The following is an 11,234-nucleotide window of genomic DNA, read 5'->3' as shown; positions in this document are numbered from 1 at the left end:
GTTCAAACTTTTCCTTGGCCATTCTCTTCTCTCCGTCCCCTGAACAGGGGGCTCGTCCTTGGGGTTTCAGGGCCCCCGGCGGACCGGGGTCCGCCGAAAGCAGGGGTTGGGGTTTAGGCGTACTTCTTGATCACTTCGTCGGCGACGTGTTGCGGCACCGGCTCATAGTGGTCGTACTGCATGGTGAACTGGGCGCGGCCCTGTGACATGCCCCGCAGGGTGTTCACATAGCCGAACATGTTGGCCAGCGGCACGAAGGCGTTCACGACGGTGGCGTTGCCGCGCATGTCCTGACCCTGGATCATGCCGCGACGACCGTTCAGGTCGCCGATGACCGAGCCCAGGTATTCCTCGGGGGTCACCACCTCGACGGCCATGATCGGCTCCAGCAGCTTGGGTCCGCCCTTCTCGCGCAGTTCCTTGAAGGCGGCACGGGCCGCGATTTCAAAGGCCAGCACCGAGGAGTCAACGTCGTGGTAGGCGCCGTCGACCAGGGTCGCCTTGACGTCGATGACCGGGAAGCCGGCCAGCAGACCATTATCCTTGGCGGACTTCAGGCCCTTCTCGACGCCCGGGATGTATTCCTTGGGCACGGCACCGCCGACGATGGTCGACTCGAAGACGAAGTCCGAGCCGGGCTCGCCGGGTTCGAACACCAGCTTGATGCGGGCGAACTGGCCCGTACCGCCGGTCTGCTTCTTGTGGGTGTAGTCGATCTCGGCCTTGCGGCTGATGGATTCACGATAGGCCACCTGCGGCGCGCCGATGTTGGCCTCGACCTTATAAGTGCGCTTCAGGATGTCGATCTTGATGTCCAGGTGCAGCTCGCCCATGCCCTTCAGGATGGTCTGGCCCGACTCGTGGTCGGTCGAGACGGTGAAGGACGGATCTTCCGAAGCCAGCTTGGCCAGGGCGACGCCCAGCTTCTCCTGGTCGGCCTTGGACTTGGGTTCGACGGCGATCTCGATCACCGGCGCCGGGAACTCCATCTTCTCGAGGATCACCGGGGACTTCATCGGGTCGCACAGGGTGTCGCCCGTGCGGGTGTCCTTGAGGCCGGCCAGGGCGACGATGTCGCCGGCATAGGCTTCCTTGATGTCCTCGCGGTTGTTCGAGTGCATCAGCAGCATGCGGCCGACGCGCTCCTTCTTGTCGCGGGTCGAGTTCAGCAGACCCATGCCCGTTTCCATCTTGCCGGAATAGATGCGGCAGAAGGTCAGCGAGCCGACGAACGGGTCGTCCATGATCTTGAACGCCAGAACCGACAGGGGCTCATCGTCCGAGGCGCGACGCGTGATCGGCTCTTCGGTCTTGAAGTCGATGCCGGGGGTCGGCGGGATGTCGACCGGCGACGGCAGATAGTCGACGACGGCGTCCAGCAGCGTTTGCACCCCCTTGTTCTTGAAGGCCGAGCCGCACAGGATCGGATAGAAGGCGCCGGTCAGAACCGCCTTGCGGATGCATTTCTTGATGGTCTCTTCCGACGGCTCATTGCCCTCGAGATAGGCTTCCATCGCCTCGTCATCCAGCTCGACGGCGTTGTCGATCAGGTACTGGCGGGCCTCATTGGCCTTGTCGACCAGATCGGCGGGAATCTCCTCGTCGCGGAAGCTGGCGCCGAGATTGTCGTTATCCCAGATCACGGCCTTCATGCGGACCAGATCGACCAGGCCGGTCAGGTTCGATTCCGAACCGATCGGGAACTGGATCGGCACGGCCTTGGCGCCCAGACGGTCGCGGATCGACTCGACCGACTTGTCGAAGTCGGCGCCGATCTTGTCCATCTTGTTGACGAAGACGATGCGCGGCACGCGGTACTTGTCGGCCTGGCGCCAGACGGTTTCGGTCTGCGGCTCAACGCCGGCGTTGCCGTCCAGCACGGTCACGGCACCGTCCAGCACCCGCAGCGAGCGCTCGACTTCAATGGTGAAGTCCACGTGACCGGGGGTGTCGATGATGTTCAGGCGCTTATCGCGCCAGAAGGCGGTCGTGGCGGCCGAGGTGATGGTGATGCCGCGCTCCATCTCCTGGTCCATCCAGTCCATGGTCGCCGCACCGTCGTGCACTTCGCCGATCTTGTGGTTCTTGCCGGTGTAAAACAGGATCCGCTCGGTCGTCGTCGTCTTGCCCGCGTCGATGTGGGCCATGATGCCGAAGTTGCGGTAGTCCTCGATCTTGTTGATGCGGGCCATGGGAAAACGTGCCTTGAAGTGAGATCAGGACGCGTTCAGCGCCCTCGGGAAAGTCGGTCTGTGCGGATAAGCGGCGCGGGCGATTTAGCTGAAACCGCCCGCGCCGTGAACCCTCAGATAGTCAGTGCAGGTGACGCTTTGAAGGCGCCTACCAGCGATAGTGGCTGAAAGCGCGGTTGGCTTCAGCCATCTTGTGGGTGTCTTCGCGCTTCTTGACGGCGGTACCGCGGTTGTTGGCGGCGTCCAGCAGCTCGGCGGCCAGCTTTTCCGTCATGGTGTTTTCACCGCGCTTGCGGGCGGCGTTGACCAGCCAGCGGATGGCCAGGGCGCGACGGCGCTCGGGGCGAACCTCGACCGGCACCTGATAGGTGGCACCACCGACGCGACGCGAGCGGACTTCGACGGCCGGAGCGACGTTGTCGAGCGCGGAATGGAAGGTCGCGACCGGCTCCATGTCCTTCTTCTTGTCGGCCAGGATGTCGAACGCGCCGTAGACGATGTTTTCGGCGACGGCCTTTTTGCCCTCGTACATGACGTAGTTCATGAACTTGGTGACGATCAGATCCCCGAATTTGGGATCCGGCAGAACTTCACGCTTCTGGGCGCGGTGACGACGGGACATGGCTTGCTCTTCTTGGTTGTCTGGGGGCCGGCCTCAGCCGGGCATGTATCGGAGGGCGCGAAGGCTTACTTCGGACGCTTGGCGCCGTAGTGCGAACGGCGCTGCTTGCGGTCCTTGACGCCTTGCGTGTCGAGCACGCCGCGCAGGATGTGATAGCGAACGCCGGGCAAGTCCTTCACGCGGCCGCCGCGGATCAGCACCACCGAGTGCTCCTGCAGATTGTGGCCTTCGCCGGGGATGTAGCACACCGCCTCGATACCCGAGGTCAGGCGCACCTTGGCGACCTTACGCAGAGCCGAGTTCGGCTTCTTCGGGGTGGTGGTGTACACGCGGGTGCAGACGCCGCGGCGCTGGGGGCAACCCTTCAGGGCGGGGACCTTGTTGCGGGCCACCTTGGGCTGACGGGGCTTGCGGATCAGCTGGTTGATCGTGGGCATTCGAACGCGTCTCTCTTTTTCAAATCGCGGGAGCGTGTGCCTGTCGGCCGGTGCGCCCCTCATGGCCTTCTTTTTGGAGCGCCCCTGAAGGCGTCCCGGGTTTGGGTTCGAGGCGGCTGGGCCACCCGGTCACGACAAACGCAAAAGCCGGAACGTGCGCTATGGACGTTCCGGCGGGCACAGCCCGTTCAATCTCGATTGTCACGTCCGGTCCGGACCGGGGCCCGTCTCGAAGGTGGCGCCTTCTACGCGCGGGAGGGGCCGGGGTCAAGGGTTGCGGCAGGGCAGAGCCGGGGCGGGCCACCTTCATCTGCGGTTCTGCGGGTTTCGTGCTGAGTTTGCGACGGAAACGCCGGATCACGGCGTTAAGCCTTCACGTCCCTGCTCCCCGGCAGGCGCCCACTGACCGATGAGATCCGATCCGCATGACCTCGACCCTATCGACCGGCCCGGCCCCGTCCAAACCCCGTCCGCGCAGGCGGAACCGCCGCGGCTGGATCATCGGCGGTGTCGGCGTCCTGCTGGCTGCCGTGGCGGTCTGGTTCTTCTTCCTGCGCGGCGGCAGCGATGCCGATCCCTACCGTACCGAAGAGGTGCGCACCGGTGAGATCGTGCGCAGCGTCTCGGCCTCGGGCACGCTGGAGGCTCTGGTGACGGTCGAGGTCGGCTCGCAGATTTCCGGTCAGGTGACCGACGTGCTGGTCGACTACAATGACCGGGTGCGGCGGGGTCAGGTGCTGGCGCGGCTGGACCCGCAGAACCAGCAGTCGTCGGTCGAACAGTCGCAGGCCGCCATCGCCTCGGCCCAGGCCGGGATCGCCCAGGCTGAGGCCCAGGTCGCCCTGGCCCAGGCCGAGTATGACCGCCAGAAATTCCTGTTTGATCGGCAGATCATCGCCCAGGCCGCGCTGGACACGGCCGAGGCTTCGCTGCGGACTGCCCGCGCCAATGAGCAGAGCGCCCGCGCCCAGGTGCGTCAGCAACAGGCGCAGCTGCGCGCCAATCAGGCGACCCTGGGCCGGACCACCATCACCGCCCCGATCGACGGCATCGTCATCGACCGCCAGATCGAGCCGGGCCAGACGGTCGCCTCGGGACTGAACGTCGCCGTCCTGTTCACCCTGGCCCAGGACATGTCGCGGGTGCAGGCGCTGGTGACCGTTGACGAGGCGGATATCGGCGCGGTCCGGGTCGGCCAGCCAGTGCGCTTCACCGTCGATGCCTTTGCCGACGACAATTTCACCGGACAGGTCACCCAGATCCGGGTGCTGCCGACCACGCAATCCAGCGTCGTCGCCTATACGGTCGTGGTCGAGGCGGACAATCCGGGCGAGCGGCTGCTGCCCGGCATGACGGCCAATGCCGACATCATTCTGGAAGAGAAGCGCAATGTGTTGCGCGTGCCCAATGCGGCCCTGCGGTTTACTCCCGGCGATGTGCTGGCCGAGCAGCAGGCGCGTCAGGCCGGGGGTGGGGGATCGCCCTTCGGGCCGGCTGCGGGAGGTGGCAATCGCCAGCGCGGCGCCGGGCGCGGCAATATCGTCACCACCCTGGTCGAGGAACTGAAGCTGGACGCCACCCAGCGGACCACCGTCATGCCGATCCTTGAAAAGGCCCAGCAGGACATGCGGGCCCAGCGGGGCGCTGGCAGCGGCCAGCGACAGCGGGGCGGCAATCCTGCCTCGGCGGCGATCCTGAATGCCGCCCTCGACGAGATCAAACCGCTGCTGCGCCCCGACCAGCAGGCGATCATGGAGACCCAGCGCCTGCGCCTCGCTGGCGGTGGCAACCGGGGCGTGGTCTGGGTGCTGCGCGACGGCAAGCCGGTGCGCGTGCCCGTCCGGACCGGGGCGACCGACGGCTCCTATACCGAGATCATCGATGGGGAGCTCAAGGCCGGCGATCAGGTCATCACCGGCGGCGGCCCGCGTGCGCCCGATGCCCGCGCCCAGCAACAGGCCGCCCGCGTCACCGGCGGTGGCCCGCGTGGCTTCTAGGACCGACCGATGATCGATATCCGGAAGCTGACCAAGACCTATGTCATGGGCGACAATGTCATCCACGCACTCGGCGGCGTGTCGCTGACCATCGGGCGCGGCGAGCATGTGGCCATCGTCGGACCGTCCGGTTCGGGCAAGTCGACCCTGATGAATGTGCTGGGCGGGCTGGATCGCCCGACGGCGGGCGACTACCGGTTCGAGGACGACCCCGTGGCCGACTATGACGACGACGAACTGGCCAGTTTCCGTAACCGGCGGATCGGCTTCGTCTTCCAGTCATTCCAGTTGCTGCCCCGCCTGACCGCCGTGCAGAATGTCGAACTGCCGATGATCTATGCCGGCATCCCGGCGGCCGAGCGTCGGGATCGCGCCGTGGCCCTGCTGGAGCGGGTCGGTCTGGCCGATCGTCTGGGCAACAAGCCGACGCAGATGTCCGGCGGACAGCAACAGCGGGTGGCCATTGCCCGGGCGCTGGCCAACGCCCCCGACCTGCTGCTGGCCGATGAGCCGACCGGCGCGCTGGACACCGCCACCGGTCAGGAGGTGCTGGCCCTGTTCGACGAGTTGAACAGTCAGGGGCTGACGCTGTGCATCGTCACCCACGACAATGAGGTCGCGGCCCGCGCCCGTAGACGGATCGCCTTCCGCGACGGCCATATCGTATCGGACGACCGCAATGTCGGATAACCGCCCTCCCCTGACCGCCGGCGGCACGATGAGCCCGTTTGAACTGGTGCGCTTTGCCGTGGGGGCGATTGCCGCCCACCCGTTGCGTTCGGCCCTGACGTCGCTGGGGGTCGTCATCGGCGTCGCGGCCGTCATCATGATGACCTCGATCGGTCTGGGCGCCCAGCAGCGGGTCGAGGAGGCGCTCTCCAGCCTCGGCACCAATATGCTGGTCATCCGGCCGGGCGCGCCGCGCGGGGCGGGTGGCGGGTTTGTGCGTGGCGGCGGAGGCTCGGGTGACAGTCTGACCATTGACGATGCCGAAGCCATGCGGGCCCTCGAAGGCGTCAGGGCGGTATCGCCGGCCGTGAACGGCGGGGCGCAACTGGTCTATGACGGCGCCAACTGGGCCAGCCGGATCGAGGGGGTGACCCCCGACTATCTGATCGCGCGCGACCTCGAAATCGTCTCGGGCCAGATGTTCGATCAGGCCGCCGCCGACAGTGGTCGCAAGGTCGCCGTCCTGGGCCAGACGGTTGTGCGCGAACTGTTCGGCGAAGGCGTCGATCCCGTGGGTCAGCGCATGCGAATTGGCCCCATCCCCTTCACGGTCGTGGGCGTGCTGGGGGCCAAGGGCCAGTCCGGCTTTCAGGATCAGGACGACATTGTCGTGATCCCGCTGGATGCCGCGCGCAGTCGCGTGATCGGGCGGGGTTCAGGCTCGCGCGGGAACAGCGTCAACCAGATCTATGTGAAGGCGGTCGATGAAGACGCCCTTTATCGGCTGGAGCAGGACGTGGCCGAGCTGCTGCGTGACCGGCACCGGATCCGCCCGGGTCAGGACGACGACTTCAATGTGCAGAACCTGACGTCCATTCAGGAGGCGGCGCAGTCCTCGACGGCCACCTTCACCATCCTGCTGGCCGCAGTGGCCGGGGTGTCGCTGCTGGTCGGCGGGGTCGGGATCATGAACATCATGCTGGTGTCGGTGACCGAGCGGACGCGCGAGATCGGCCTGCGCATGGCCATCGGCGCGCGGCGCAGCGATGTGCTGACCCAGTTCGCGCTCGAATCGGTGGCCCTGTCGTTGCTTGGCGGCCTGCTCGGCCTGGTGCTGGGCGTCGGCGGGGCGCTGCTGATGTCGAAATTCGGAGACTGGCCGGCGGCCATTCCCGCCTGGGCCGCGCCGCTCGCCATCGGCTTTTCGACCTTTGTCGGCGTGGTGTTCGGGGCCTATCCCGCCTGGCGCGCGGCCCAGCTGGACCCGATTGAGGCGCTTCGCCGCGAATAGGCCCTCATTTCGGCCCCAACCCGGCCACGGTTGGCCGCTTGTCTCCCCCAACCGGGGAGGCTGCGACTCGTGAACCCATCCGAACGGCTGAAGGCGATCACGGCGGCGGTGGCCAGACCCCGGATCCGCAACCCGCTGGTGGTGACCGGATCGGTTCTGGCCCACGCTGTGGTCCTGAGCCTCTTGGCCCTGAACACCTTCGATCCGCCCGTCCCTGCCCGGCCTTACAATCCGCCGATCTATCTCGAGATCGAGCCGCGCCCGCTGCTGGAGGGCGAGACACCCCGCATCCCCCGGGTCGCGCCTGCGTCATCCTCGGCCGACGCGGTGCCCTCGGACCGTGTACCCCTGCCCCGCGATCTGCTGACCCGTCCTGAAGACGAGGATGACGAGGCCGTGCAAGCCGATGCTCGGTCTGCAGCGCCCGGGGCGCCCGGTTCCGACCTGATCGACCCCAGATGGCTGGCCCGCCCCGCCGACGAGCGCGCCCGTGTGGCCCGCAGCCTGAGGACCAGCACACTGGGCTGCAATGCCCGCAACGGTCGCATGCCCGCTGCTGAGCAAGCGCTTTGCGATGAGGCCTTCAACGAAGGTGCGGCCCGCGCCCGGCCCATCTCGGGCAGCGGCAACGCCGCCCGCGACGCCCGCTTCGCCGCCGAGGGCCGCCGCGAGATGGAAGCCTACGAAGCCCGCCGCAGGCCGCTGGCGGGCGGCACCGGCGTTACGGGCGTCGGCGACTGTCCCGGGTCGAATTTCGGCATGGGCTGCCCGGGCGCCCACCTCGACCCCGGCTTCCGTCAGGACAGCAATGACCAGCTGGATCAGGGGCTGGGCGACCGGCGTCGCGAGCCCGAGGAGTAGGAAAAAGGGCGGTGCCTTTCGACACCGCCCCGTTTCATTTCATTGCTCAGGCTGAACTCAACCGTCGGTCTCTTCCAGCTCGGCGGCCAAGTCGGCCGGCAGAGCCTCGACCGCCGCCTCGCGGGCATCGGTCAGGACCGCGTCACGCTCGTTGGCGACCTTCTGCAGCGCGCGCAGATAGGCACCGGTGCCCGCCGGGATCAGGCGGCCCACGATGACGTTTTCCTTCAGGCCTTCGAGGTTGTCGACCTTGCCGTTGACCGAGGCGTCGGTCAGCACGCGAGTGGTTTCCTGGAAGGACGCCGCCGAGATGAAGCTGCGGGTCTGCAGCGACGCCTTGGTGATGCCCAGCAGGACCGGCTGGGTGATCGCCGGACGGCCCTTGCGCTTGATGACCTTGGCGTTCTCGACCTCGACCTCGGGGATGTCGACGTGGTCGCCCTTGATCAGGGTGGTTTCACCCGAATCCAGGATTTCGACCTTCTGCAGCATCTGACGAACGATCACCTCGATGTGCTTGTCGTTGATCGGCACGCCCTGCAGTCGGTAAACCTCCTGCACTTCGTTCACCAGATACTCGGCCAGCGCCTCGACGCCCTGGATGCGCAGCAGATCGTGCGGATCCGGGTTGCCGTCGATGATGTAGTCGCCCTTCTGGATCAGATCGCCGTCGTGGACAGAGATGTGCTTGCCCTTCGGGATCAGGAACTCGACCGCCTCGGCCTGGTTGCCGTCGGCATCCACTTCCGGGGTGATCTTGATGCGGCGCTTGTTCTTGTAGTCGCGCCCGAATTCCACGCGGCCATCCATTTCGGCGATGACGGCGCAGTCCTTGGGACGACGGGCTTCGAACAGCTCGGCCACCCGCGGCAGACCGCCGGTGATGTCGCGCGTCTTGGCACCTTCGGTCGGGACGCGGGCGATGATCTCGCCCGGCTTGACCACATCCCCGTTCGACACGGACAGAACCGCGCCGACCGGCAGCAGATAACGGGCGTCAGAGCCCGAGGCCAGCTTGGCATATTCATCGCCGCTGGTGATGCCCATAGCCGGACGCAGGTCGGACCCGCGCGGATTGGCACGCCAGTCGACCACGACGCGCTGGGCGATACCGGTCGCCTCGTCAGTTTCCTCGCGGAACGACAGGGACTCGACCAGATCCTCGAAGCGGATGGTGCCACCCACTTCGGTCAGGATCGGCGTGGTGTAGGGGTCCCACTCGGCCAGACGCTGGCCGCGCGTGACTTCCGTGCCCTCGGTCACCCGGATACGGGCGCCATAGGGGGCCTTGTGCGTCTCGCGGTCCTTGCCGTCGACGACCACGGTGACGACGACGTTGCGGCTCATGGCCACCAGATCGCCGTGCGCCGCCTTGACGGTCGGGCCGGTGATCTTGATCGCCCCGGCGTTGGTCGCCTCCATGAAGGAGGTCTCGGCCACCTGGGCGGTACCGCCGATGTGGAAGGTCCGCATCGTCAGCTGGGTGCCCGGCTCGCCGATCGACTGGGCGGCGATAACACCGACCGCTTCGCCGATGTTGACGTTGGTCCCGCGCGCCAGGTCACGGCCATAGCAGTGGCCACAGATGCCGGCTTCGGCTTCACAGGTCAGGGCCGAACGGACCTTGACCGCCTGCACACCGGCCGCGTCCAGGATCTCGACTTCTTCTTCCTGGAGATAGGTGTCGGCGGGCAGCAGCACGGTGTCAGAACCCGGCTCCTTGATGTCCTCGGCCGCGTAACGGCCCAGCACGCGCTGACCCAGCGAGACCAGCACATCACCGCCCTCGACCACGGCCCGCAGGGTGATACCCCGGGTCGAGCCACAGTCTTCCTCGGTGACGATCGAGTCCTGCGCCACGTCCACCAGACGGCGGGTCAGATAACCCGAGTTGGCGGTCTTCAGCGCGGTATCGGCCAGACCCTTACGGGCGCCGTGGGTCGAGTTGAAGTATTCAAGGACGGTCAGGCCTTCCTTGAAATTCGACACGATCGGTGTCTCGATGATCTCGCCGGACGGCTTGGCCATCAGGCCGCGCATCCCGCCCAGCTGCTTCATCTGGGCCTGCGAACCGCGGGCGCCGGAGTTGGCCATCATGAACACCGAGTTGATGTCGGGGCGTTCGCCCTCGGCCAGCACGCGCGGCTGGGCGATCTCGGCCATCATGGCGTCGGCGATCCGGTCCGTGGACTTGGCCCAGGCGTCAACGACCTTGTTGTACTTCTCGCCCTTGGTGATCAGGCCGTCAGCGTACTGCTGTTCGTATTCCTCGACCTGGGTGCGGGTCTCATCGACGATGCCGACCTTCTTGGTCGGGATGACGATGTCGTCCTTGCCGAAGGAGATGCCCGCCTTGGCCGCCTCGCGGAAGCCCAGGCCCATCATCTGGTCGGCGAAGATCACCGTCGCCTTCTGGCCGCAGTGGCGATAGACCACGTCGATCAGATTGCCGATTTCCTTCTTGGTCAGGTTCTTTTCCAGCAGCCGGTAACCGACGTTCGGATTCTTGGGCAGGATGGCGCCCAGCTTCATGCGGCCCGGGGTGGAATCGATCACCTTGGTGATCAGTTCGCCCTCGGCATTCATCTCGGTCCAGCGGGCCTTGATGCGGGTGTGCAGGCTGACCACACCGGCGTCGAGCGCGGCATCGATCTCGCCGATGTTGGCGAACAGCTTGCCCTCACCCGGCTCACCGTCCTTGACCAGCGACAGGTAGTAGAGCCCCAGCACGATGTCCTGCGACGGCACGATGATCGGCTTGCCGTTGGCCGGCGACAGGATGTTGTTGGTCGACATCATCAGGACGCGCGCTTCCAGCTGCGCCTCGAGGCTCAGCGGGACGTGCACGGCCATCTGGTCGCCGTCGAAGTCAGCGTTGAAGGCGGCGCAGACCAGCGGGTGCAGCTGGATGGCCTTGCCCTCGATCAGCTTGGGCTCGAACGCCTGGATGCCCAGACGGTGAAGCGTCGGCGCGCGGTTCAGCAGAACCGGGTGCTCGCGGATCACCTCTTCGAGGATGTCCCAGACCTGGGGCTGTTCGCGCTCGACCATGCGCTTGGACTGTTTGACGGTGCCCGACAGGCCCTTGGCGTCCAGGCGCGCATAGATGAACGGCTTGAACAGCTCGAGCGCCATCTTCTTGGGCAGGCCGCACTCGTGCAGCTT

Annotated in this window: 8 protein-coding genes; 4 read left to right on the top strand and 4 right to left on the bottom strand. The window is 66.3% G+C overall.

Annotated features, from left to right (window positions below):
* Positions 1-113 precede the first annotated feature (113 nt).
* The 3 genes from fusA to rpsL all read right to left on the bottom strand — a co-directional run bounded on the left by fusA (position 114) and on the right by rpsL (position 3,251).
* The gene (gene fusA, locus B4K74_RS00190; protein WP_286691248.1) at positions 114-2,192 is read right to left on the bottom strand and encodes an elongation factor G; all 2,079 of its coding nucleotides are present in this window, start codon (positions 2,190-2,192) and stop codon (positions 114-116) included.
* Positions 2,193-2,340: 148 nt separating this feature from the next.
* A complete protein-coding gene (gene rpsG / locus B4K74_RS00185; RefSeq protein ID WP_123286926.1) occupies positions 2,341-2,814 on the bottom strand; it encodes a 30S ribosomal protein S7 in 474 nt (157 codons plus the stop codon).
* Between the two features lie 65 nt (positions 2,815-2,879).
* Complete coding sequence (gene rpsL, locus B4K74_RS00180; RefSeq protein WP_209120136.1) at positions 2,880-3,251, bottom strand: 30S ribosomal protein S12; 372 nt, start codon at positions 3,249-3,251, stop codon at positions 2,880-2,882.
* 425 nt (positions 3,252-3,676) lie between these two features.
* On the opposite strand from rpsL, the gene B4K74_RS00175 reads away from it, so the two are divergent.
* From B4K74_RS00175 to B4K74_RS00160, 4 genes are all read left to right on the top strand, one after another.
* Positions 3,677-5,248 carry an efflux RND transporter periplasmic adaptor subunit gene (locus B4K74_RS00175; protein WP_286691247.1) on the top strand — a complete coding sequence of 524 codons (1,572 nt, stop codon included), beginning with the start codon at positions 3,677-3,679 and terminating at the stop codon, positions 5,246-5,248.
* Between the two features lie 9 nt (positions 5,249-5,257).
* The gene (locus tag B4K74_RS00170; protein ID WP_286691246.1) at positions 5,258-5,938 is read left to right on the top strand and encodes an ABC transporter ATP-binding protein; all 681 of its coding nucleotides are present in this window, start codon (positions 5,258-5,260) and stop codon (positions 5,936-5,938) included.
* Positions 5,928-7,208 carry an ABC transporter permease gene (locus B4K74_RS00165; RefSeq protein ID WP_286691245.1) on the top strand — a complete coding sequence of 427 codons (1,281 nt, stop codon included), beginning with the start codon at positions 5,928-5,930 and terminating at the stop codon, positions 7,206-7,208. Before B4K74_RS00170 ends, B4K74_RS00165 begins: the two co-directional genes overlap by 11 nt.
* 69 nt (positions 7,209-7,277) lie before the next feature.
* Complete coding sequence (locus tag B4K74_RS00160) at positions 7,278-8,069, top strand: hypothetical protein (protein ID WP_286691244.1); 792 nt, start codon at positions 7,278-7,280, stop codon at positions 8,067-8,069.
* Between the two features lie 57 nt (positions 8,070-8,126).
* On the opposite strand, the gene B4K74_RS00155 is transcribed toward B4K74_RS00160, so the two are convergent.
* On the bottom strand, positions 8,127-11,234 hold a 3,108-nt coding region (locus tag B4K74_RS00155), incomplete at its 5' end, for a DNA-directed RNA polymerase subunit beta' (RefSeq protein ID WP_286691243.1).

The organism is Brevundimonas sp. UBA2503, assembly GCF_002341485.1.
Classification (GTDB): domain Bacteria; phylum Pseudomonadota; class Alphaproteobacteria; order Caulobacterales; family Caulobacteraceae; genus Brevundimonas; species Brevundimonas halotolerans.
Note: the sequence above shows the minus strand (reverse complement) of the source record. Positions and strands in the feature narration are given on the sequence as shown.

Coding starts and splice junctions, on each gene's coding strand:
- B4K74_RS00165 (WP_286691245.1), top strand. CDS start 5,928: ATGTCGGATAACCGCCCTCCCCTGACCGCCGGCGGCACGATGAGCCCG.
- rpsG (WP_123286926.1), bottom strand. CDS start 2,814: ATGTCCCGTCGTCACCGCGCCCAGAAGCGTGAAGTTCTGCCGGATCCC.
- fusA (WP_286691248.1), bottom strand. CDS start 2,192: ATGGCCCGCATCAACAAGATCGAGGACTACCGCAACTTCGGCATCATG.
- B4K74_RS00170 (WP_286691246.1), top strand. CDS start 5,258: ATGATCGATATCCGGAAGCTGACCAAGACCTATGTCATGGGCGACAAT.
- B4K74_RS00175 (WP_286691247.1), top strand. CDS start 3,677: ATGACCTCGACCCTATCGACCGGCCCGGCCCCGTCCAAACCCCGTCCG.
- rpsL (WP_209120136.1), bottom strand. CDS start 3,251: ATGCCCACGATCAACCAGCTGATCCGCAAGCCCCGTCAGCCCAAGGTG.